A 21,464-nucleotide genomic window follows, 5' to 3' on the forward strand; every position below is an offset into this window, starting at 1 on the left:
GGGCCCGCCCGTGGATGGTGCTGTGGATCGTGTCGTGCGCGGCACGCGTGTGCCGTGGTGCGGCGCCCGGCCACCCGGGGTCCCGCCGGTGGTGGCCGGGCGCCACGAATCAGGCGGCGGCTGCTCCCGGACGGGGCGGGGAGCCGGAGGCGCCGAGCCGCAGCGGTCGGGGCAGGCCGTCGAGCGCCGGCTGGTGCGCCAGGCCGAGTGCGGTCTCCACCACCGTCACGAACTCCTCGGCGGCGCGCAGCAGGTCGTCGGCCTCCCGGGCGGTGACCACGCGGGGGATGCCGGCCTCGGCGGCGGCCCGCTTGCTCGCGCCGGCGGCGAAGTAGGCGGCCCACTCGTCCAACTCGGGGGCGATGGTGGCGAGCAGCACCCAGACACTGGTGATCCGGTGCCGCTTGGTGGGCGCGGGGCGGGCCCGGGCGGCGAGCACGGCGGCGGCGGCGCGCAGCGCCGCGAGGTGGGCGGCGGCGTACCGGAGGCCGTCGGGACGGGTGCGGGATGCCTCGGCCAGCCCGTCGCGGGCCACCGCGAGCAACTGGGCGGGGGTGCGGTGCGGCAGCACGTGCGCGGGCACCGTGGGCGCCTGGGCCGGACTGGTCGGCATGGGTCTCTCCTCCGCGTGTGGCCGGGGCGGGCGGTCGCGCGACGGGGAACGTCGCCCGGTCGCCCGGAGCGGTCGGTGCGGAGGAAGACGCACCTTGCAGGGTGGCGGCCGGCCGGATGTGGACGCTTCCCCACACCCACACCCGGCCGGCGTGCCGGCGGGTCCGTCGTCCGCCGCCCGGGGGTCGTGGGCGGCGGACGACGACCTGCCTGACGGGCCCGGACTCGCGACTGTCCGAGACCCGGTGCGGCCCGCGGTGCCGCACCTCCCGGAAGCCGGTGCCGCGAAACACCGCTTCCGGAGCGTTCGACGAGTGCGCGACCGGCTCGGATCAGGCCGGGCCAGCCGGGGAGCTGAGCCACTTACCGTTCAAGCCGAACCTGACGTCGAGCCGGAATCGAACACTCGTTCTAACTACCCTGACAGTACACCTCCCCACCGACGAAAACGCAACGTGTGACGCGCCGGGGACGCGCGGGAGGGTGACGGCCCCCGGCGGGGCCGCGCCGGGGTGGGGGAAGAATGGGGGGATGCAGCCACACCCGAACGTGCAGGCGGTGCAGCGCGCGCTCGACGACGCGGGCGCGCGGAACGGATCGGGCGAGGCCAGCCTCGTCCGACTGCTGCCCGAGGCGGTGCACACCGCGGCCGCGGCGGCCGAGGCGCTCGGCGTCGCCGTCGGTGCCATCGCCAACTCGCTGATCTTCGACGCGGACGACGCGCCGCTGCTGGTGCTCACCTCCGGCGCGCACCGGGTGGACACCGCCGGGCTGGCCGCCACGCTGGGCGTGACCCGGCTGCGCCGGGCCACCCCGGAGTTCGTCAAACGGCACACCGGGCAGGTGATCGGCGGCGTCGCCCCGGTCGGCCACCCCGCGCCGCTGCGCACCGTCGTCGACACCGCCCTGGCCGGGTACGACGAGGTGTGGGCGGCCGGTGGCGTACCCCGGGCGGTGTTCCCCACCACGTACGCGGAACTGCTGCGGATCACCGCCGGCGCCCCGGCCGAGGTGGCGTGAACCCCGGACTCGTCACGCTGCACGTGTGGCGTGTGCCCCGGCGGGCCGTACCCGGTGTGCTGACCCGGATGGCCACCCACCCGGCCCGGCTGCGCCGGCTGCCGGGCGTCCGCTTCGCCAAGCTGCTCGGCACCGGAACCGGCACCGGCTTCGGCCCCGGCGACGCCGACCTGACCCGGTGGGCCGCGCTCGTGGTCTGGGACTCCCCCGCCGACGCGGCCGGCTTCGACGCCTCCCCCGTCGCCCGGTCCTGGGCCCGGATCGCGCGCGCCACGGTACGGGTGGACCTGCGCCCGCTGACCAGCCGCGGCCAATGGTCCGGCCGGGAGCCGTTCGGCGCACCGTCCGGCGGGCGGGTCACCGGGCCGGTGCTGGCGCTGACCCGGGCCCGGTTGCGGGCCCGCCGCGCGGCCACGTTCTGGCGGGCGATCCCGCCGGTCGCCGCCGAGTTGCACGCCGCGCCCGGGCTGCTCGCCCGGTTCGGCGTCGGGGAGGCGCCGCTGGGCTGGCAGGGCACGGTGAGCGTGTGGCGCGACCCGGCGGACCTGGTCGCGTTCGCGTACCGTTCCCCGGAGCACCGCGCCGCGATCACCCGCACCCCCACCGAGGGCTGGTACGCGGAGGAACTGTTCGCGCGGTTCGCGGTGGGCGACGTGGCCGGCGACCGTACGGTGCTCGGCTGGGCCGCCGAGGGCGACCCGGAGACAGCGAGAGGGCACGCATGAGGCTGGTGCGGTGGACACCGGACGACCTGGTCCGGCGGCTGGACGACGTGGTGGCCGTCTACGGCGAGGCGATGGGCTACCGGCCCGACCTGCTGGAGGCCCGCCGCGGCTACATCGCCACCCACGTACGCCGGCCCGGCTTCCGCGCCGTCGCCAGCCTCACCAGCGAGGGGCACCTGGCCGGTTTCGGGTACGGCTACCGGGGCGCCACCGGGCAGTGGTGGCACGACCAGGTGCACCGGGCGCTGAACGCGCAGGACCGGCAGCGCTGGCTGGCGCACCCGTTCGAGGTGGTCGAGCTGCACGTCCGCCCGCCCGCGCAGGGGCACGGCCTGGGCGCCCGCCAGTTGCGCGCGCTGCTCGCCGTGGCCGAGGGCGACACCACGCTGCTGTCCACGCCGGAGGCCGACGAGGAGAAGTCCCGAGCCTGGCGGCTGTACCGCCGGTTCGGCTTCGTCGACGTGCTGCGTCACTTCCACTTCCCCGGCGACGAACGGCCGTTCGGCGTGCTCGGCCGGGACCTGCCGCTGCCCCCGCCGGACGCCCCGTGAGCGCGAGGAGCGAGCCGGGTTTGCGAGCCCCGCAGTCGCGAACGAAAAGCGGCACAGTGAGCGGCCGGCTGCCCTGGGCGCTGCTGGCCGTGCTGATCCTCGCCCAGATCTGCTACCCGCTCACCGGCGGCTCCACCCGGGCCGGGCTCACGGTGGCCACCGTGGTGCTCGGCTGGCTGCTCTCGGTCGGCCACGCGCTGCTCACCCGGGGCGCCCGTACCGCCGCCGCGCTGGTCGCGGTCGTCACCGGCGGCGGGTTCGCGGTGGAGGCGATCGGTGTGGCCACCGGGTTCCCGTTCGGCACCTACGACTACTCCGGCGAGCTGGGCCCGAAGCTGGCCGGGGTGCCGCTGATCATCCCGCTCGCCTGGACCTGGATGGCCTGGCCGGCCTGGCTCACCGCGGTCCGGCTGGTCCGCTCCCGCCTCGCGCGGATCGCGCTCTCGGCGGTGGGGCTGGCCGCCTGGGACCTGTTCCTCGACCCGCAGATGGTGGCCGAGGGCTACTGGACCTGGCGCGACGCCACCCCGGCGCTGCCCGGGCTAGCGGGCATCCCGGTCAGCAACTACCTGGGCTGGCTGGGCTTCGCGGTGCTGCTCGCCGTCGCGCTGCGCCCGCTCGCCGGGCCGTCCGTGGACCGGGTCGACGGCCGGGACGCCCCGATGTTCGCGCTCTACCTCTGGACGTACGCCTCCAGCGTGCTGGCGCACGCGGTGTTCCTGCGGCTGCCGGCGTCGGCGCTGTGGGGCGCGGCCGGAATGGCGGTGGCGGCGGTACCGCTGGCGGTGACGCTGTGGCGGGCCCGCCAGGACCGGGCCGGAACGCCGCAGCCGGCGCCGCGCGTCGACGCCCCGGCATGATCGCCGTCTTCGCGCTGGCCGTGGCGGTCGCCGCGCTCACCGGGCACACGCTCGTCAACGCGTACGCCTGGCTGCGCCGCCCCGGCGCCGGCCCGGCCGAGGTGACCGAGCCGGTGGCGGTGCTGCTGCCGCTGCGCGACGAGGCCGAGCGGGTCACCCCGTGCCTGCGCGCGCTGCTGGCCCAGCGCGGCGTGCCGGACCTGCGGATCGTGGTGCTCGACGACGGCTCGACCGACGGCACCGCCGACGTGGTCCGCGCGGTGGCCGGTGACGATCCCCGCCTCACGCTGCTCACCGGCGTCACCCCGCCGCCCGGCTGGCTGGGCAAGCCGCACGCCTGCTGGCAGCTCGCCACCCGTACCGCCCCGGAACCGGCGGTGCTGGCCTTCGTCGACGCGGACGTGGTGCTCACCCCGTACGCGGTGGCGGCGGCGGTGACCGAGTTGCGCGCGGCGGACGCGGCGCTGCTGTCGCCGTACCCCCGGATCGTGGTGCGGACGGCGGCCGACCGGCTGGTGCAGCCGCTGTTGCAGTGGTTGTGGCTGACGTTCCTGCCGCTGCGCGCGATGGAACGCTCGCGGCGGCCGTCGCTGGCCGCGGCGGGCGGGCAGTTCCTGGTCGTGGACCGGACCGGCTACCTGCGGGCCGGCGGGCACGCGGCGGTGGCCGACAAGGTGCTGGAGGACATCGAGCTGGCCCGGGCGGTGAAACGGGCCGGCGGGCGGATCGCGCTCGCCGACGGCTCCCGGCTGGCGTCCTGCCGGATGTACGACACCTGGCCGCAGCTGCGCGACGGCTACACCAAGTCGCTGTGGGCCACGTTCGGGCACCCTGCCGCGGCGGTGGCCGTGCTGGCGCTGCTGGTCGCGCTCTACGTCGCGCCGCCGCTGCTGACCCTCGGGGCGCTGCTCGCCGGCGCGCCGGCGGTGGCCGCCGTGGCGTTCCTGGCCTACCTGGCCGGGGTCGCCGGGCGGGTGGTCAGCGCCCGCGCCACCGGCGGGCGGGCGTGGCCCGACGCGCTCGCACACCCCGTATCGGTCGTGGTCCTCGGTTGGCTGACCGTCCGGTCGTACCATCTGCGGAAGCGACACCGGCTCACCTGGCGGGGTCGTCCGGTCACCTAGGAGGGGCACGCCATGGCGCGCATCGTGGTCATCGGCACCGGGGTGGGCGGGCTCGCCACCGCCGCCCGGCTCGCGGTCACCGGGCACGAGGTCACCGTCCTCGAACGGGCCGGCACGGTCGGGGGCAAGCTCGGCCGGTACGCCCACCACACCCCGGAGGGGGTGTGGCACTTCGACACCGGGCCGAGCCTGTTCACGCTGCCGCAGGTCTTCCACGACCTGTTCGAGGCGACCGGGGCGAAGCTCGACGAATACCTGGACCTGGTCCCGCTGGACCCGATCGTGCGGCACGTCTTCCCCGGCGGTGGACCCACGCTCGACTCCTGCGCCGACCCGGACGAGTTCGCCGCCCGGATCGGCGCCGCGTTCGGCGAGCGGTCCGCCGCCGACTGGCGCGGGCTGTGGCGGCGCGCCGGCCGGGTGTGGGCGGCCTCGCACCGGGACATCCTGCGCCGTACCGTCGACTCGCCGCGCGACCTGGCCGCGCTGGCCTGGCGGCTGGGCGACCTCGCCGCCATCGGCCCCGGCCGCAGCCTGCGCGGGCTGGGCCGCCGTCACCTGTCCGACCCGCGGATGCGGATGCTGCTGGACCGGTACGCCACGTACACCGGCGCCGACCCGCGCCGCGCCCCGGCCGCGCTCGTCGCCGTCCCCTACGCCGAACTGGCGTACGGCGGCTGGTACCTGCGCGGCGGGCTGGGCACGCTCGCCGACGCGCTGCTGTCGCGCTGCCTCGACCTCGGCGTGGTGGTACGCACCGACGCCACTGTCACCCGGATCGACGCCGCGGGCGGGCGGGTGCACGGGGTACGCGTGGCGGGGATGACCGCGCCGGTTCCCGCCGACGTGGTGGTGGCGAACGTGGACGCGCTCACCGTCTACCGGAACCTGCTGCCCGACCCGCGCCGGCTGGCCGCGCTCACCGACCGCAGCCTGGCCGGGTTCGTGCTGCTGCTGGGCGTACGCGGCGACTCCGGGCTGGCCCACCACACCGTCTTCTTCCCCCGCGACTACGACGCCGAGTTCGACGCCGTGTTCGGCGACCCGGGTCGCGGGGTGCGGGCCCGCCCGGCGCCCGACCCGACCGTGTTCGTCACCGCGGCCGACGACCCGGCGGTCCGCCCCGACGGCCACGAGGCGTGGTTCGTGCTCGTCAACGCGCCCCGCCACGGCACCGCCGCGAGCGCGGTGGACTGGCGGCGGCCCGGCCTGGCCGAGGCGTACGCGGACCGGATCCTGGACGTGCTGGCCGAGCGCGGCGCCGACGTGCGGGACCGGCTGGTGTTCCGGGAGATCCGTACCCCGGCCGACCTGGACGCGGCCACCGGCGCGCCGGGCGGGGCGATCTACGGCACCGCGGGCGGGCTGCTGCGCCCGGCCAACCGGGGGCCGGTGGCCGGGCTCTGGTTGGTCGGCGGCTCCAGCCACCCGGGGGGCGGGCTGCCCATGGTGACGTTGTCCGCGGAGATCGTCGCGGAGGCGGTCGGCCCGGCTTGGTGAGGTGTCGCCGACCGCCGCACGGGCGCGCGGCGGTCAGCCGGCGTCGACCAGGGCGCGGCGGACGGCGGAGAGCAACTGCCCCAGGCCGAACCCGGCGAGCAGCACCCAGACCGTGGTGGCCATGGTGATGGTGCCGGCGGTCAGGTCGGCGTCGATCAGCCCGGTGAGCCCGGCGACCAGCAGCCCGACCAGTGCCACGCAGACCCGGGTGGGCCGCTCCCCCACCGTCACCGCGCCGATCTCCCGCATCCCCGCCGAGACCGCGCGCGCCCGCACGTACTCGTGCAGCCAGGACAGGCCGCCGGCCGCCGCGACCAGCGCGCCCGGCGCGCCGAGCAGCCAGAACGCGATCAGCCAGGCCACCTCGCCGAGCCGGTCGGCGACCGAGTCGTACACGTAGCCCAGCCGGGTGGTGCGGCCGGTGGCCACCGCCACCGCGCCGTCGACGCTGTCGGCCACCGCCGCCAGCAGCACGAACAACGCGCCCAGGAACGGCCCGTTGCCGGGCCGCTCCACGAACAGGGGTACGCAGAAGCAGAGCAGCACCCCGAACACGGTCACCGGGGTGGGGCCGACGCGCAGCCGGCCCAGCACGTAGCCCACGTGGTAGGCGAAGCGCAGCCAGGCGCGTACCACCGGCGCGGCGGTACGCGGATCGAAGCCGCCGTGCAGCCGTGCCCACGCGGTCGCGTACTGGTCCCAGTTCAGCTGTGTGCCCACCACGGATCAACCGTAGAAGCACGGCGCGGGTGTCGTGTGGCGGGTGGTCACACCCGTGCGGCGGCGCGCAGCCGCTGCCACACCTCCCGGGTCGCAGTGGACCGGTTGAGCGTGATGAAGTGGATCCCCGGCACACCCTCGTCGAGCAGCTTCTCGCACATCTCGCTCGCCTGCTCGACGCCGAGGCGGCGGACCGCCTCCGGGTCGTCGGCCACCTGCTCGAACCGCTGCGCGAGCGCCGGCGGGAACGGCGCGCCGGACAGCTGCACCGACCGTTCGATGGTGCCGATCTGGGTCACCGGCATCACCCCGGCCAGGATCGGCGTGTCGCAGCCGGCCGCGGCCACCCGGTCGCGCAGGCGCAGGTAGTCGTCGGCGTCGAAGAACATCTGGGTGATCGCGAACTCCGCGCCGGCCCGGCACTTGCGGACGAAGTGCGCGGTGTCGCTGGTCACGTCCGGCGAGCGCGGGTGCTTGTACGGGAAGGCGGCCACCCCGACGCTGAAGTCGCCGCTGTCGCGGACCAGCCGGACCAGGTCCTCGGCGTACCGGACGCCCTCGGGGTGGGCGATCCACTCGCCGCCCGGGTCGCCCGGCGGGTCACCCCGCACGGCGAGCACGTTGCGCACCCCGACCGAGGCCAGCCGGCCGATCACGTGCCGCAGCTCGGCCACCGAGTGGTTCACCGCGGTCAGGTGCGCCATCGGCAGCAGCGTCGTCTCGGTGGCGATCCGCTCGGTCACCGCCACCGTGGTGTCGCGGGTCGACCCGCCCGCGCCGTAGGTGATCGAGACGAACGAGGGACGCAGCGACTCCAGCTCGCGGATGGCCTGCCAGAGCAGCTTCTCCCCGGCCGGGGTCTTCGGCGGGAAGAACTCGAAGGAGAAGGTGGGCCGGCCGTCACGGATCAGCTCCCCGATGGCCGGCTGGGGATTGGGAAGGACCGAGGGAAGACCGAGCGCCACGGACCGACTGTAACCGGGACGGCACTGCGCATCGGGAATCTTCCCAGCCCGCGAACACCTGTCCCGGCGCGACGTCGTACCCCGGGGGTAGAAAGACGGCAGCGCGGTGGGCGGCCGACGGCCGTTCCGGGGGCCCGCGCGGGGGTCGCCACGACGGCGACGCACCGGCGCCACCACCTGGCCGGGCGTCCGCGTCGCCATCAGCGTCGTCGCCCCCGGAGGTTCCCGATGATCCCGTCCCCGCCGCCCGGCCCGCGCCTGCTCGGGCCGCTGCTGGCCGAGTTGCGGGCCGCCCGTGGCTGGAGTCAGCAGCGGATGGCCGCTGAGCTGTGCGCCGCCTCCGGCGTGCCCACGCTGACCCGCAACGAGGTGTCCCGCTGGGAGCGCCAGCTGCGTCTTCCCGGCGACTTCTGGTCCGCCTGGCTGGCGACGGTCCTGGGGGTGCCGGGCGAACTGCTCGCCGAGGCCGCCGCCCGCAGCCGCCGGCTCGGCGTGGCGCCCCCGGTGGTCGACCCGGCCGGCTCCCGCGCCCGGCTGGCCCTGCTCACGCTCGCGTACCGCTGGGCGGCCGACCCGGCCGGGCGCACACTGGCCGGCCCGTTCGCCGCCGCACCACCGCCGCTGCCCGGCCGTCCCACATGGGGGACGAGCACGGGCGGGCCGGCCGGCGTACGCCGGTCGCGGACGAGCCCGGACCGGACGCCGAGCCCGCCGGCGGCGGGTCCGGTAGTGGTCGCCCGGCGGACGGGGTGACGCTCGCCACGCTACGACGATGGGACGACCTGCTCGGCGGCGGCGACCTCGCCGGGTGCGGCGCCCGCCGGCTGCGGCGGGTGGTGCGCGGCTACCGTCGCGCTGGGCCCGCCGGCCGGCGCGCGATGCTGCCCGCGCTCGCCGAGTCGGCGCAGCTCGCCGGCTGGCTCGCCGCCGACGCGGGCGACCTCGGCGGGGGCCTGGTCGCGTACCGGCTGGCGCTGCGGGCGGCGGTGGCCGCCGGGCAGCCGCCGCTGGCCGGGCACGTGCTCGCGTCGGCCAGTCACCTGCTGGCCGACACCGGCGACCCGGCCGGCGCGCTGGTCCTGGCCCGGATCGGGTACGCCGCCGGCCGCGCCACCGCCTCACCCGGCCTGCGGGCGCTGCTGCTGCACCGGGTCGCGCTCGCCGCCGCACTCGCCGGGCGTCCCCGCGCCGCCGGGCAGGCGCTGGCCGGCGCGGATCGGGCCGGCACGCCGGAGCCCGGCCGGGAGCCGCCCTGGCTCTACTGGCTCGACGCGGCCGAGCTGGCGGCGATGACCGGGCGCACGCTCGTCGCGCTGGGCCGTCCGGCCGCCGCCGTGCCGCTGCTCACGCCGGTGGTGGGCGCGCGTAGCCACCCGCGCCGCTCGGCCGTGTACGGCGGCTGGCTGGCCCGCGGCCACCTGTGCCTGGGCGCGGTGCCCGAGGCGTGCGCGGTGGCCGGCGAGGCGCTGCTCGACGCGGTCCGGTCCGGTTCACCCCGGGCCGTCGGCCAGCTCACCACGTTCCGCCGCGGCCTGGCGCACGCACCGCCCGGTCCGGCCACCCGGGGGTACGCGCGACTGGTCGCCTCGGCCCGCCCGTACCTGCCGTCCGGCGTGCCGCGTCATCCGCGCGACCGTCCGGGCAGGTGAGCCACGAGGCACGCCGGGCGCCGGGCACGGCGGGAACGGGTGTGAACCGCTAGCGTCGTGGCGTGACCCACGCTGCTCCCGTATCCCCCGTCGACCGCGCCGGCCTGCGCCAGCGGATCGACAAGGCGCTCACCGAGTTCCTCGCCGGCCAGCGCGGCTGGCTGACCGCCGTCGACGACGGCCTGCTGCCCGTCGCCGAGGCGATCGAGGCGTTCGTGCTGGGCGGCGGCAAGCGGCTGCGCCCGGCGTTCGGCTACTGGGGTTACCGGGGTGCCGGCGGGGTCGACTCCGACCAGGTCGTCGCCACCCTGGCCGCGCTGGAGTTCGTGCAGGCCAGCGCACTGATCCACGACGACCTGATGGACCGGTCGGACACCCGGCGCGGCGAGCCGGCGATGCACAGGCGGTTCGCCGCCCGGCACCGCGCGGCCGGCTGGGGCGGCGACGCGGACTCCTTCGGCGACGCCGCGGCGATCCTGCTGGGCGACCTGTGCCTGGTCTGGTCCGACGAGCTGCTGCACTCCTCCGGCCTGCCGCCGGCCACGGTGGCCCGGGCCCGGCCGGTCTTCGACGAGATGCGCACCGAGGTGACCGTCGGGCAGTACCTGGACGTGCTGACCCAGGCCACCGGGGACACCTCGCTGGACCGGGCCGCCAAGGTGGCCCGGTACAAGTCGGCGAAGTACACGGTCGAGCGCCCGCTGCTGCTGGGCGCCGCGCTGGCCGGGGCGCCGCCGGAGGTGCACGCCGCGTACTCGGCGTACGGGCTGCCGCTGGGTGAGGCGTTCCAGCTCCGCGACGACGTGCTGGGGGTGTTCGGCGACCCGGAGCGCACCGGCAAGCCCGCCGGTGACGACCTGCGCGAGGGCAAGCGCACGTACCTGGTGGCGGCGGCCCTGGAGACGCTCGACCCGGCCGGCCGGGAGGCGCTGCTGGCCGGGCTCGGCGTACCGGACCTGGACGCGGCCGGGGTGGACCGGCTGCGCGAGCTGATCACCACGAGCGGCGCGCTGGACCGGGCCGAGCGGCACATCAGCGAGCTCACCGAGAGCGCCCTGGCCGCGCTCACCGCCGTCGACCTGGACACCGAGGCCCGTCAGGCCCTGGTCGACCTGGCCATCGCCGCCACCCGCCGCCCCGCCTGACCACCCTCCCGCCCAACCCACCGCACGCCCGCCCCTTCAGCGGTCGATCATGAAGTTGGCGGCACTTTCGGAGATCGACTTCGCCGCCAACTTCATGATCGACGGGAGCGGGAGCGGGAGCGGGAGCGGGGCGGGGCGGGAGCGGGGTCAGAAGGCTACGGCCTGGGCTCGGCGTTTTACCTCTCGGGCCAGGTCGCCGCCGAGGGCTACGGCGGGGGTGCCGGGAAGCGACGGGTCCTCCCGGTAGAGCCAGCGCAGCGCCTCCTCGTCGTCGTATCCGGCGTCGGAGAGCAGGTTGAGCACGCCGGGCAGGTGCTTGAGCACGGTGCGGTTGGCCACCAGGTCGGCCGGGATCCGGCGCACGCCGTCGCGGCGCACCGCGATCAGTTCGCGGTCGCGGATCATCTGATGCACCTTGCTGATCGACAGGTCCAGGCGCTCGGCCACGTCGGGCAGCGTCAGCCAGCCGGCCGGGTCAGCCGGTCCGGCCAGGTCGGGGCCGGTCTCGGCGGGTACGGAATCGGTCACCCGACCACCCTGCCACGTGCCCGCCGCACCCGGTGCACGGCACCCCGCACCGCCGCCGGGAGCGCGGCGGTCCCCCCGTGTCGCAACCCGGCGGTAGCATCCTGTTCTACCTTCATCCTTCCGACACATAGACTGCCTGCCGATGGACACACAGGTCGCCGACACGTTGCTGGGCTCGCTGATCGAGGGGCGCTACCGCATTCGCGGTCGCGTCGCCCGTGGCGGCATGGCGACCGTGTACACCGCCACCGACGAGCGCCTGGAGCGCACCGTGGCGGTCAAGATCATTCACCCGACCCAGGCGCCGCAGGCCCAGGCCCGGATGGCCGGCTTCGTCGAGCGCTTCACCGACGAGGCGAAGACGATCGCCCGGCTCACCCACCCGAACGTGGTGGCGGTGTACGACCAGGGCATCCACGCCGGCCTGCCGTACCTGGTGATGGAGTACGTCCGTGGCCGCACGCTGCGCGACGTGCTCGCCGAGCGCCGCCGGCTGAACCCGGACGAGGCGCTCGCGATCACCGAGCAGATGCTCGCCGCGCTGGCCGCCGCGCACCGGGCCGGCCTGGTGCACCGCGACGTCAAGCCGGAGAACGTGCTCGTCGCCGAGGTGCCCACCGGCGGCAGCCGCAACCTGGTCGACAGCGTGGTCAAGGTGGCCGACTTCGGGCTGGCCCGTGCCGTCGAGGCGAGCGCCGAGGACGAGAACGGCAACCAGCTCATGGCGACCGTGGCGTACGTCGCGCCGGAGCTGGTCACCCAGGGCCACGCGGATCCGCGCACCGACGTCTACTCCGCCGGCATCGTGCTGTTCGAGATGCTCACCGGCCGGGTGCCGTACGACGGCGACCGCCCGGTGGAGGTCGCGTGGCAGCACGTCGACCGGGACGTACCGGCGCCGTCGACGCTGGTGCCGACGCTGCCGCCGGCCCTCGACGCGCTCGTCGCCCGGGCCACCCGGCGGGATCCGGCCGGTCGGCCGGCCGACGCCGCGGCGCTGCTGAGCGAGGTGCAGGCCGCCCGCGAGCAGCTGGGCGACCCGCACGCGCACACCACGGTGCTGCCGCAGCTCAGCGACGACACGGCGATCCTGAGCCAGCCGACCCAGATGGTGGCCGCGGTCCGGCCGGCCGAGCGCCCGTCGTGGGCCCGGCTGCCCGAGGGGGGCGCCGCGCCGCGCCCGCACCGGCGTCGCGCCGTCGAGGAGGACGACCCGGGGACCGGGTTCGCCGCCCTGCGTACCCGGATCATGGGTTCGCCGCGCGGGCGGCTGGCCGTCGCCGCGGCGGTCGTGGTGCTCGGCCTGGTCGCCGCGGTGGGTGGCTGGTGGTTCGGCGTGGGCCGCTACACGGTCGCGCCGCAGATGGTGAGCCTGACCAAGGCCGACGCGGAGGCGCAGGCCCAGCGCGGCGGCTTCACGCTGCGGTACACCGCCCCGCGCCACGACGAGCAGGCCCCCAAGGACACCGTGCTCGTGCAGGATCCCGGCTCGGCCGCGCGGATCGTCAAGGGCGGCACGATCACGCTGACCCTGTCGCTCGGCCCGGAGCGGCTGCCGGTGCCGGACGTGGTCGGTAAGGACTACGCGCTGGCCCAGGCCGAGCTGGAGGGCGCCAACCTGGTCGTGGCCAAGGGCTCCTCCCGGTACGACGACGCGCTGCCGGCGGGTGTGGTGCTGGCCACGGACCCGAAGGTGGGCACTGTGGTCAAGCCCGGCGCGAAGGTGACGGTGATCCTCAGCAAGGGTCGCGCGCCGGTGACGGTGCCCAACCTGGTCGGCAAGAGCCTTGCCGAAGCGCGCACCATCCTCGCACAGCTCGGGCTGAAGCCGGTGGAGACCGTCAAGGAGTCCGACAAGCCGAAGGACGAGATCCTCGGCCAGAGCCCGGCCGACGGCGCCGGCGTGGAGAAGGGCACCCAGGTCAAGCTGGAGATCAGCAAGGGCCCGCCGCAGGTGGCCGTGCCCCGCGTGATCGACATGCCCTGCCAGCAGGCCAAACAGACGCTGGAGAGCCAGGGCTTCCCGGTCAACGTCCAGCTCAACCCGAACGGCATCGTCCGGATCCAGAACCCGGCCGAGAACACGCCGGTGCCGCCGGGTACGACGATCACGGTGACGTGCCTGTGAGCGGGTGTGACGGGCGCCGGCGGGTGGGGTCGCACACCCCCACCTCCGGCGGCCTGGCCCGGGCGGCCCTGCCGTACGCGGACGCGGCCGAGTCCGAGGTGGTGCAGGTCTACGTCTCGAACTCGCGCGGCTGGGCGTTGCCGGCCGGCGACCCGGCGCAGGACACGCTGTTCCGCGACGGGTGCGGCGAGCGTGGCCTGCCCGTCTTCATCCACGCGTCGCTGCTGGTCAACCTCGGCTCCCCCACCCCGGCAACAGTCACCCGGTCGGCCGAGACGCTGGCGCACGCACTGCGGCGGGGCCGGGCGATCGGCGCCGAGGGCGTGGTCTTCCACGCCGGCAGCTCGGTCGACGCCGGTCACGCCGAAGCGGCCCTGCGGCAGGTCCGCGAGGCACTGCTTCCGCTGCTCGACGAGGTCGCTGCCACCGGTGGGCCGATGCTGCTGGTCGAGCCGAGTGCCGGGGGCGGCCGGTCACTGGCGTCCCGGGTCGAGCACCTCGGCCCCTACCTGGACGCGGTCGACCGGCACCCGATGCTCGGGGTCTGCTTCGACACCTGCCACGCCTGGGCGGCCGGTCACGACCTGGCCGCCGAGGGTGGCATGACCACCACGCTCGACACGCTCGTCGCCACCGTGGGCGCGGACCGGCTGCGGCTGGTGCACGCGAACGACTCGAAGGACCTGTGCGGCTCCACCCGGGACCGGCACGAGAACATCGGCAAGGGCACCATCGGCGAGCCGGCGTTCGCCGAGCTGATGCGCCACCCGGCGACCGCCGGTGTGCCCGTGCTGGTGGAGACCCCCACGGAGAAGCACATCGGCCACGCCGCCGACATCGCCGCCCTGAAGCGTCTCCACCCCTGACAGTTCCCCTCCCCCCTCCCTCTCCCCCCGCGAGACCGCGGTGATCAAGGAGTTCGTGTCCCGCTACGGCGCGGAATCGGACACAAACTCCTTGATCAACGAGGCGGGGGTGGAGCGCCCAGGGGCGGAAGGTCAGGCGCGCAGGGCGGCGTCCAGGATGGTGGCGGCGCGGTCGACCTGCGCGTCGGTGACGTCCAGGTGGGTGACCAGCCGGGCGGTACGCGGGCCGAGCACCGAGATCAGCAACCCCTCCGCCCGCGCGGCCGCCGCCAGCGCGTGCGCGTCCAGCGGGTGCTTGGTCAGGTCGATCGGCACGATGTTGGTGCGCACCACAGACGCGAGCACCCCGTGCGGGGCGACCGCCTCGGCCAGCCGGGCCGCCTTGGCGTGGTCGTCGGCGAGCCGCTCGACGTGGTGCGCCAGCGCGTACCGGCCGGCGGCGGCGAGGATGCCGACCTGCCGCATGCCGCCGCCCATCCGCTTGCGCAGGAACCGCGCCCGGGCGATCTTCTCGGCGCTGCCCACCACCAGCGAGCCGACCGGCGCGCCGAGGCCCTTGGAGAGGCACACCGACAGCGTGTCGAACAGCAGGCCGTACTCGGCAAGCGGCACCCCGTCGGCGACGTGCGCGTGCCAGATTCGCGCGCCGTCACAGTGCAGGGCCACCCCGTGCTCGTCGGCGACCGCACGCATCCGGCGCAGCGTCGGCAGCGGGATCACCCCGCCGCCGCCCCGGTTGTGGGTCTGCTCCACCGCGATCGCCCGCGTGGGCACCGCGAAGTAGCCGTCCGGCCGGATCATCCCGGCGACCACGTCGGGGTCCAGCTCCGCGCCCACCGCCGGCCAGGTCCGCGAGGAGATCCCACCGTACGCGGCGGCGGCGCCGACCTCGTACGTGACCACGTGCGCGTCGGCGTCGCAGAGCAACTCGTCACCGGGCGGTACGTGCAACTGGAGCGCGATCTGGTTGGCCATCGAGCCGCTCGGGGCGAACAGCGCCGCCTCGTGGCCGAACAGCGCGGCCACCTCGGCCTCCAGCGCGGTGACCGTCGGGTCCTCGCCGTAGACGTCGTCGCCCACCTCGGCGGCGGCCATCGCCTCCCGCATCCCCGGCGTCGGCCGGGTCACGGTGTCCGTCCGCAGATCGATCGCGTCAGCCACGGAGCATCTCCGCCACCAGGAACGCCAACTCCAGCGACTGCTGGGTGTTCAGCCGGGGGTCGCAGGCGGTCTCGTACCGGTCGGGCAGGTCCAGGTCCTCGATGCCCTGGGCGCCGCCCAGGCACTCGGTGACGTCCTCGCCGGTCAGCTCGACGTGCAGGCCGCCCGGGTGGGTGTCCAGGCCCCTGTGCACCTCGAAGTAGCCGAGCACCTCGTCGACGATCCGGTCGAAGTGCCGGGTCTTGTAGCCGTTCGAGGACTCGTGCGTGTTGCCGTGCATCGGGTCGCACTGCCAGACGACCTTCGCGCCGGCGGCGGTGACCTTCGCGACGATCGGCGGCAGCGCGTCGCGGACCCGGTGGTTGCCCATCCGGCTGATCAGCGTGAGCCGGCCGGGGATGTTGTCCGGGTTGAGCTTCTCGCAGAGCTCGATCGCCTCGTCCGGAGTGGTCGTCGGGCCGAGCTTGACCCCGATCGGGTTGGCGATGCGGGAGATGAAGTCGATGTGCGCGCCGTCGATCTGCCGGGTCCGCTCGCCGATCCAGAGGAAGTGCCCGGACAGGCCGTACGCCTTGCCGTTGGAGATCCGGGTCAGCGCCCGGTCGTACTCCAGCGCCAGCGCCTCGTGCGAGCAGTGCAGCGTGACGGTGCGCAGCGCCTCGTCGTCGGTCATCCCGCAGGCCCGGATGAAGGCCAGCGCCCGGTCGATCTCGCGGGCGATCGCGTCGTAGCGCTCGCCGGCCGGGGACTGCCGGACGAAGTCCTTGTTCCAGTCGTGCACGGCGTGCAGGTCGGCCAGCCCGCCGGCCAGGTACGCCCGGAGCATGTTCATCGCGGCGGCCGAGTTGGCGTACGCCCGGATCATGCGCTGCGGGTCGGCGACCCGCGCCTCCGGCGTGGCCTCCAGGGAATTGATCATGTCGCCGCGGTAGGCGGGCAGGCCCCGGGCGTCGGTCGGCAGGGACCGGGGCTTGGTGTACTGGCCGGCGACCCGGGCGACCTTGACCACCGGCAGCGACGCGCCGTAGGTGAGCACGATGGCCATCTGGAGCAGCGTGCGGGCGTTGGCGAGCAGGTGGCTCTCGGTGTTGTCGGCGAAGGTCTCCGCGCAGTCACCGCCCTGGAGCAGGAACGCCTTGCCCTCGCAGACCAGCGCCAGCCGCTGCCGCAACTGGTCGACCTCGTAGGGCGCGACCACCGAGGGCACCGTGTCCAGCACCCGGCAGACCTCGGCGACCTGGGCCGGGTCGTCCCACGGCGGGGTCTGGGCGCGCGGCAGCTCCCGCCAACGGTCGAGGCCGAGGGCCGCGTCCTCGGCGGAGTCGGCGGTCGGGCGGCTGGTCTGCAGACCAGGGCTGCCCACGGCGGGGTGACTCAGCTGATGCCACTCATGGCGCATGAAGGAAAGCGTACGGCGACCGTCTCGATCACTCGCCGCCGAGGGGGATGGTTCCGGTCACTGGGAGGGCACCGGCGAGGGCGGCGGCGGCTCCGCCGGGTCGGCGGTCGCCTCGACCACGGGCTCGCCGGGCACCTCGCCGGAGATGCACCAGTCCGCCCCGGTACGGGTGACGGTGAACAGCAGCGACCGGGCGGCCTTGCGCGAGCCGACGGCGACGGTGATCGAGGCGCTGACCTCCTGGCCGTTCGGGCCGGAGCGGACCTCGGTGATCGTCGCCTCGGGCACGGTGAAGTGGTCGGCGAAGTCGCCGTTCGGGCCGGTGGCGGCGGAGTCGAAGGCGGCGTGCATGGGCGCGCAGAGCTGGCTGCGGCCGGCGGCGGCGTCGCGGGCGGTGAGCGCGTCCAGGTACGCCTGCACACGTTCGCGGCTCTTGGCCGCCGCCTCCTCGGCCGGCGCCTTCCCGCTGGGCGGGGCGTCTTTGCCGTCCTGGCCGCCCGAGCCGCAGGCGGCCAGGGCCGCAGGCAGGAGCGCGAGGACGACGAGACCGGCGAACCGGTCCCGGTGGCTGCGGCCCATCTGTCCTCCCGTCGCGTGGACTCGTCGAGCGGCGAGTGTGTCACATCCGGCCCGCGTGGCCGGGTGACTCCCCATCCTGACCCGGATCGGCGCGCTCGGCCAGGACGGCACGCGGGCGGGGAGGGGCCGGTGCGGCCCCTCCCCGCCGGGTGGGTGGTGCGTCGGCACTCGGCTCAGCCGAGACCGCCCTTGATGGCGCCGATCAGCTCACCGTTGCTGGTGTCACCGGAGAGTTCCCAGAAGAACGCGCCACCGAGGCCCTGGCTGTTGGCGTAGCTCATCTTGCCGCCGATGGTCGACGGCGTGTCGTAGCTCCACCAGTTGCTGCCGCACTTGGCGTACGCCGTGCCGCCGACGGTGCCGGTGGCCGGGCAGCTGTTCTTGAGCACCTTGTAGTCCTCGATGCCGGCCTCGTAGGTACCAGGTGCCGCGCCGGTGGCGCTGCCGCCGGGCGCGGCCTGGGTCACGCCGGTCCAGCCGCGTCCGTAGAACCCGACGCCGAGCAGCAGCTTGCTGGACGGTACGCCCTTGGACTTGAGCTTCTGGATCGCCGCGTCGGACCAGAAGCCCTGCTGCGGGATCCCCGCGTAGGAGTAGAGCGGCGAGTGCGGCGCGGTCGGCCCCTGGGCGTTGAAGGCGCCGAAGTAGTCGTACGTCATCGGCATCAGCCAGTTGAGGCTGTTCGCGGCGCCGGCGTAGTCGGTGGCGTCGATCTTGCCGCCGTTGCTGCCGTCGGCGGTGATCGCCGCGGTGACCAGGAAGCTGGAGCCGAACTTGCTCCGCAGCGCCGAGACCACGTTCTTGAACGCGTTCGGGCCGCTGCTGTCGCACTGGAGGCCGCAGGCGTTCGGGTACTCCCAGTCCACGTCGATGCCGTCGAAGACGTCCGCCCAGCGCGGGTCCTTGACCAGGGAGTAGCAGGAGTCGGCGAACGCGGCCGGGTTCTGCGCGGCCTGGGTGAAGCCGCCGGACCAGGTCCAGCCGCCGAAGGACCAGAGCACCTTCAGGTTCGGGTACATCTTCTTGAGCTTGCGCAGCTGGTTGAAGCTGCCGCGCAGCGGCTGGTCCCAGGTGTCGGCGACGCCGTCGACGCTGTCCGCCGCGGTGTACGCCTTCTCGTAGTCGGCGTAGCTGTCCCCGATGCTGCACCGGCCGCCGGTGGTGTTGCCGAAGGCGTACAGGATGTGGGTCAGCTTCGCGGCCGAGCCGCTGGTGTGGATGTTCTTGACGTGGTAGTTGCGGGCGTAGACGCCCCACTCGGCGAAGTAGCCGACGATCTTCTTGCCGCCGGGCGGCGGCGTGGTGGGCGGCTGCGTGGTCGGCGGGGTGGTCGTCGGCGGAGTGGTGGTGGGTGGCGTCGTGGTCGGCGGTGCGGTGGTCGGCGCGGTGGTCGTCGGCGTGCCGCCGCCGGTGCAGGTGCCACCGTTGATGGTGCAGCTCACCGGCGCCTTGTACGCGCCGGTGCCGTTGTAGCCCCAGCTGAAGCTGGCGCCGGGGGCGAGCGTCGACGCCCAGCTCTTGTTGACCGCCACGTAGCGGTCGCCGCTACGGGTGATGTCGGCGTCCCAGGAGCTGCTGATCGAGGTGCCGGAGGGCAGCGTGAACTCGATGCGCCAGCCGTTGACGGTGGAGCTGGTGCCGTTGGTGACGGTCACCCGTCCCTCGTGGCCGGTCCCCCAGTCCTGCACCTTGGCGAACGTGGCGGTGACGCTGCCGGCGGCCGACGCGGTGGTCATGGGCACCGCGGCGACCGCGAGCGCGACCACGGCGCCGGTGGCCCACAGGGCCCGGCGGAGCGATCTCTTCATACGGCGTCCCTCCAATAGTTAGGAAACTTTCCAAATTGATTGCTGAGACGCTACTCACGCCGTCACCACTTCGTCAAGATGTCGATGCATCGATTTCACGGGTGACGCGGGACGGTGGGCACGACGAGTCGTAGCCTCGTCCCATTACCGTTTTCGACGTCCAGATCGACGCCCTCACCGGCGGCCCGGCCGACCTCGGCCGCTACCGCGGCCGCGCCCTGCTCGTGGTCAATGTGGCCTCCCGCTGCGGCCTCACCCCGCAGTACGCGGGCCTTCAGGAGCTCGCCGACACGTACGCCGGACGCGGGCTGACGGTGCTCGGGGTGCCGTGCAACCAGTTCGCCGGCCAGGAGCCGGGCAGCGCCGCCGAGATCGAGGAGTTCTGCCAGGTCAACTACGGCGTGACGTTCCCGCTGACGGAGAAGGTCGACGTCAACGGGCCGGACCGGCACCCGCTCTACGCGGAGTTGGTGTCCACGCCGGACGCCGAGGGCCACACCGGCGACGTGCGCTGGAACTTCGAGAAGTTCCTCGTCGCGCCGGACGGCACGGTGGCCGCCCGGTTCGGCCCGCAGGTCACGCCCGAGGATCCCGAGCTGCGTACGGCGATTGAGAAGGTTCTGCCGGCCTGACGGCCGCCGGGCACGGCGAAGCGGCACGCCCCCGTTCGGAGGCGTGCCGCTGCCGTCGGGCGGGTCAGCCGGCGGCGGCCCGGAAGACCGGGTAGTAGCCGCCGGACTGCCCGGCCGCCGTCGGGTGGTACGACTTGCTCAGGCTCAGCACGTTGAGCGCGTGCAGCCACTTGGTCCCGTAGCTGCACAGCTGGTGGCCGACGAAGATGGAGCGGACGTCGGCGAATGTGAAGCCGGCCGAGACGGCGGCCGTACGGGTGATGTCGTCGAGCAGGTTGATGCCCTCGTTGATCTTCGCCCGGGACGTCGCGCTGAGCCCGACACAGGTCGTGCCGAGCTGGTAGAAGACCGGGTAGCCGACCACCACGACGCGGGCCGAGGGCGAGCGGCTCTTGATGCCGTTGTAGACGTTGGCGAGGCGGCCCGGCATCGAGGTGCGGGCCACGTTCATGGCGGATTGCACAGCCGCCACGCACTGGGTCTCCCCCTGGAGCACGCAGGTGCTCATGATGTTGGCGAAGCCGACGTCGTTGCCGCCCACCGTGACGCTGACCAGCGTCGTGGTCGAGGAGAGCGCGGAGAGTTGGCTGTTGATGACGTCCGTCGTGGTGGCGCCGGAGCAGGCGACCGACCGGTACGAAGCGGGCTTGATGTTGGCGTTGTAGAGCGCCGGGTAGGCGTTCGTACTGCGTAGACAGTTACCGCTCTCGGACGTGTAGCTGTCGGCGCCGACGCCGGAGGCGTACGAGTCGCCGAGCGCGACGTAGCGGTCGGTCGGGGCCGCCTGGGCGGGGGCGGCCAGAGACAGGGTGACCCCGACCGAGGCGGCCAGGGTCAGGGCGAGGGTGGCAAGACGGGATCTCCGCACGTCGCACTCCTGGGGGCGTGAAGTGGTGGTGAGAGATAGATATCAATAAGATCACGGGGCATGGAAGATCACCGATTTGCGGTTCGGCGCGCATAGCGACTACTCGCTACAAATCGCTGCCGGTTTCGCGGGGTGGAATGAAGGATTCCGCCGGAAAGGTCAGCCGCATCGCCGGGTCGGCGGTCTCCCGGAAACCCAGGGCGCGGTAGAGCGGCCGGCCGGCCGCCGAGGCCCGCAGGTCGACCCGGCGTACGCCCCGCTCCCGGAACCAGGCCAGCAGCGCGGTCACGCATGACCGGCTGTGGCTACGCCGGCGGTACGCCGGGTCGGTGCTGACGTTGAAGACGTACCCGACCAGGCCGCTCGGGTCGTCCGGCCCGCCGAGCCGCCGCTCCACAGTGCCCACCGCGCAGGCCGCCAGCGACGCGCCGTCCGGCGTGTCGACCACGAAGGCGGCGAGCCAGGGATCCGGCTCGGCCAGCCAGGCATGCAGATTGTCCCGGGCGACGTCCTGCCAGCGACCCGGCGGCGTCGGCACCCCACTCATTCCGGCCAGCATCAGCCCACGCAACCGCACCAGCTCGTCGGCGTCGGACGGCACCGCCCGCCGCGCGTCACCCACGA

General features: G+C 74.5%; 22 protein-coding genes. 12 read left to right on the forward strand and 10 right to left on the reverse strand.

Translation table 11 applies throughout. From position 1 onward, the window contains the following. Positions 1-109: 109 nt before the first annotated feature. Positions 110-613 (reverse strand): SAV_6107 family HEPN domain-containing protein, encoded by a 504-nt coding sequence (locus ACQP26_RS21790; RefSeq protein WP_269704878.1) that lies wholly within the window; start codon positions 611-613, stop codon positions 110-112. A 530-nt stretch (positions 614-1,143) separates the two neighbouring features. On the opposite strand from ACQP26_RS21790, the gene ACQP26_RS21795 reads away from it, so the two are divergent. Genes ACQP26_RS21795 through ACQP26_RS21820 form a run of 6 tightly spaced genes read left to right on the forward strand, consistent with a single transcriptional unit; the run spans position 1,144 to position 6,392 of the window. Further along, positions 1,144-1,632, forward strand: a complete 489-nt coding sequence (locus ACQP26_RS21795; RefSeq protein ID WP_269704877.1) for a YbaK/EbsC family protein — start codon at positions 1,144-1,146, stop codon at positions 1,630-1,632. Further along, a complete protein-coding gene (locus ACQP26_RS21800; protein WP_269704876.1) occupies positions 1,629-2,357 on the forward strand; it encodes a monooxygenase in 729 nt (242 codons plus the stop codon). The genes ACQP26_RS21795 and ACQP26_RS21800 overlap by 4 nt, the downstream gene beginning before the upstream one ends. Then, positions 2,354-2,908 carry a GNAT family N-acetyltransferase gene (locus ACQP26_RS21805; protein WP_120568805.1) on the forward strand — a complete coding sequence of 185 codons (555 nt, stop codon included), beginning with the start codon at positions 2,354-2,356 and terminating at the stop codon, positions 2,906-2,908. The genes ACQP26_RS21800 and ACQP26_RS21805 overlap by 4 nt, the downstream gene beginning before the upstream one ends. Positions 2,909-2,964: 56 nt before the next feature. Beyond that, positions 2,965-3,768, forward strand: a complete 804-nt coding sequence (locus ACQP26_RS21810; RefSeq protein ID WP_433493863.1) for a carotenoid biosynthesis protein — start codon at positions 2,965-2,967, stop codon at positions 3,766-3,768. Continuing rightward, positions 3,765-4,892, forward strand: coding sequence for a glycosyltransferase (locus tag ACQP26_RS21815; protein ID WP_433493864.1), 1,128 nt, complete (start codon positions 3,765-3,767; stop codon positions 4,890-4,892). The genes ACQP26_RS21810 and ACQP26_RS21815 overlap by 4 nt, the downstream gene beginning before the upstream one ends. Before the next feature lie 12 nt (positions 4,893-4,904). After that, entirely contained in the window at positions 4,905-6,392 is a 1,488-nt protein-coding gene (locus tag ACQP26_RS21820; RefSeq protein ID WP_433493865.1) for a phytoene desaturase family protein, read from the forward strand. A 33-nt stretch (positions 6,393-6,425) separates the two neighbouring features. On the opposite strand, the gene ACQP26_RS21825 is transcribed toward ACQP26_RS21820, so the two are convergent. Beyond that, positions 6,426-7,115, reverse strand: coding sequence for a CDP-alcohol phosphatidyltransferase family protein (locus ACQP26_RS21825; RefSeq protein WP_281577172.1), 690 nt, complete (start codon positions 7,113-7,115; stop codon positions 6,426-6,428). A gap of 44 nt (positions 7,116-7,159) precedes the next feature. Beyond that, the gene (gene metF / locus ACQP26_RS21830; protein WP_269704871.1) at positions 7,160-8,077 is read right to left on the reverse strand and encodes a methylenetetrahydrofolate reductase [NAD(P)H]; all 918 of its coding nucleotides are present in this window, start codon (positions 8,075-8,077) and stop codon (positions 7,160-7,162) included. Between the two features lie 228 nt (positions 8,078-8,305). Here metF and ACQP26_RS21835 point away from each other — a divergent pair, with 228 nt between their 5' ends. The 3 genes from ACQP26_RS21835 to ACQP26_RS21845 all read left to right on the forward strand — a co-directional run bounded on the left by ACQP26_RS21835 (position 8,306) and on the right by ACQP26_RS21845 (position 10,871). After that, a complete protein-coding gene (locus ACQP26_RS21835; RefSeq protein WP_433493866.1) occupies positions 8,306-8,830 on the forward strand; it encodes a helix-turn-helix domain-containing protein in 525 nt (174 codons plus the stop codon). Continuing rightward, complete coding sequence (locus ACQP26_RS21840) at positions 8,827-9,726, forward strand: hypothetical protein (RefSeq protein ID WP_433493867.1); 900 nt, start codon at positions 8,827-8,829, stop codon at positions 9,724-9,726. The genes ACQP26_RS21835 and ACQP26_RS21840 overlap by 4 nt, the downstream gene beginning before the upstream one ends. 62 nt (positions 9,727-9,788) lie before the next feature. Then, the gene (locus ACQP26_RS21845) at positions 9,789-10,871 is read left to right on the forward strand and encodes a polyprenyl synthetase family protein (RefSeq protein WP_281577170.1); all 1,083 of its coding nucleotides are present in this window, start codon (positions 9,789-9,791) and stop codon (positions 10,869-10,871) included. Between the two features lie 147 nt (positions 10,872-11,018). Here ACQP26_RS21845 and ACQP26_RS21850 read toward each other — a convergent pair whose 3' ends face one another. Continuing rightward, complete coding sequence (locus tag ACQP26_RS21850; protein WP_269704868.1) at positions 11,019-11,399, reverse strand: Rv2175c family DNA-binding protein; 381 nt, start codon at positions 11,397-11,399, stop codon at positions 11,019-11,021. Between the two features lie 142 nt (positions 11,400-11,541). On the opposite strand from ACQP26_RS21850, the gene ACQP26_RS21855 reads away from it, so the two are divergent. Continuing rightward, complete coding sequence (locus tag ACQP26_RS21855) at positions 11,542-13,527, forward strand: PASTA domain-containing protein (protein WP_433493868.1); 1,986 nt, start codon at positions 11,542-11,544, stop codon at positions 13,525-13,527. Further along, the gene (locus tag ACQP26_RS21860) at positions 13,524-14,393 is read left to right on the forward strand and encodes a deoxyribonuclease IV (protein WP_433493869.1); all 870 of its coding nucleotides are present in this window, start codon (positions 13,524-13,526) and stop codon (positions 14,391-14,393) included. The genes ACQP26_RS21855 and ACQP26_RS21860 overlap by 4 nt, the downstream gene beginning before the upstream one ends. 132 nt (positions 14,394-14,525) lie before the next feature. On the opposite strand, the gene ACQP26_RS21865 is transcribed toward ACQP26_RS21860, so the two are convergent. The 4 genes from ACQP26_RS21865 to ACQP26_RS21880 form a co-directional block, all read right to left on the reverse strand. Then, entirely contained in the window at positions 14,526-15,500 is a 975-nt protein-coding gene (locus tag ACQP26_RS21865) for a threonine aldolase family protein (protein ID WP_433496179.1), read from the reverse strand. A 46-nt stretch (positions 15,501-15,546) separates the two neighbouring features. Further along, positions 15,547-16,953 carry a class II 3-deoxy-7-phosphoheptulonate synthase gene (locus ACQP26_RS21870; protein WP_302907680.1) on the reverse strand — a complete coding sequence of 469 codons (1,407 nt, stop codon included), beginning with the start codon at positions 16,951-16,953 and terminating at the stop codon, positions 15,547-15,549. A 57-nt stretch (positions 16,954-17,010) separates the two neighbouring features. Next, on the reverse strand, positions 17,011-17,532 hold the full coding sequence (locus ACQP26_RS21875; RefSeq protein WP_433493870.1) for a hypothetical protein: 522 nt from the start codon (positions 17,530-17,532) through the stop codon (positions 17,011-17,013). A 173-nt stretch (positions 17,533-17,705) separates the two neighbouring features. Continuing rightward, the gene (locus ACQP26_RS21880) at positions 17,706-19,340 is read right to left on the reverse strand and encodes a glycosyl hydrolase family 18 protein (protein ID WP_269704863.1); all 1,635 of its coding nucleotides are present in this window, start codon (positions 19,338-19,340) and stop codon (positions 17,706-17,708) included. 143 nt (positions 19,341-19,483) lie between these two features. Between ACQP26_RS21880 and ACQP26_RS21885 the strand changes: the two genes are divergently transcribed. Continuing rightward, positions 19,484-19,972: a glutathione peroxidase gene (locus ACQP26_RS21885; RefSeq protein ID WP_269704862.1), complete on the forward strand. Its 489-nt coding sequence runs from the start codon at positions 19,484-19,486 to the stop codon at positions 19,970-19,972. Between the two features lie 64 nt (positions 19,973-20,036). Here the strand turns inward: ACQP26_RS21885 and ACQP26_RS21890 are convergent, their stop codons facing one another. Next, the gene (locus tag ACQP26_RS21890; protein WP_269704861.1) at positions 20,037-20,840 is read right to left on the reverse strand and encodes an SGNH/GDSL hydrolase family protein; all 804 of its coding nucleotides are present in this window, start codon (positions 20,838-20,840) and stop codon (positions 20,037-20,039) included. Between the two features lie 106 nt (positions 20,841-20,946). Further along, positions 20,947-21,462 (reverse strand): GNAT family N-acetyltransferase, encoded by a 516-nt coding sequence (locus ACQP26_RS21895; protein ID WP_433493871.1) that lies wholly within the window; start codon positions 21,460-21,462, stop codon positions 20,947-20,949. Between the last annotated feature and the right edge of the window lie 2 nt (positions 21,463-21,464).

Origin of the sequence: Micromonospora sp. CA-248089, from assembly GCF_050948515.1 — a bacterium.
In the GTDB taxonomy this organism is placed as follows: domain Bacteria; phylum Actinomycetota; class Actinomycetes; order Mycobacteriales; family Micromonosporaceae; genus Micromonospora.

Coding starts and splice junctions, on each gene's coding strand:
- ACQP26_RS21790 (WP_269704878.1), bottom strand. CDS start 613: ATGCCGACCAGTCCGGCCCAGGCGCCCACGGTGCCCGCGCACGTGCTG.
- ACQP26_RS21795 (WP_269704877.1), top strand. CDS start 1,144: ATGCAGCCACACCCGAACGTGCAGGCGGTGCAGCGCGCGCTCGACGAC.
- ACQP26_RS21805 (WP_120568805.1), top strand. CDS start 2,354: ATGAGGCTGGTGCGGTGGACACCGGACGACCTGGTCCGGCGGCTGGAC.
- ACQP26_RS21880 (WP_269704863.1), bottom strand. CDS start 19,340: ATGAAGAGATCGCTCCGCCGGGCCCTGTGGGCCACCGGCGCCGTGGTC.
- ACQP26_RS21875 (WP_433493870.1), bottom strand. CDS start 17,532: ATGGGCCGCAGCCACCGGGACCGGTTCGCCGGTCTCGTCGTCCTCGCG.
- ACQP26_RS21835 (WP_433493866.1), top strand. CDS start 8,306: ATGATCCCGTCCCCGCCGCCCGGCCCGCGCCTGCTCGGGCCGCTGCTG.
- ACQP26_RS21855 (WP_433493868.1), top strand. CDS start 11,542: ATGGACACACAGGTCGCCGACACGTTGCTGGGCTCGCTGATCGAGGGG.
- ACQP26_RS21820 (WP_433493865.1), top strand. CDS start 4,905: ATGGCGCGCATCGTGGTCATCGGCACCGGGGTGGGCGGGCTCGCCACC.
- ACQP26_RS21865 (WP_433496179.1), bottom strand. CDS start 15,500: ATGCGGGAGGCGATGGCCGCCGCCGAGGTGGGCGACGACGTCTACGGC.
- ACQP26_RS21870 (WP_302907680.1), bottom strand. CDS start 16,953: ATGCGCCATGAGTGGCATCAGCTGAGTCACCCCGCCGTGGGCAGCCCT.
- ACQP26_RS21815 (WP_433493864.1), top strand. CDS start 3,765: ATGATCGCCGTCTTCGCGCTGGCCGTGGCGGTCGCCGCGCTCACCGGG.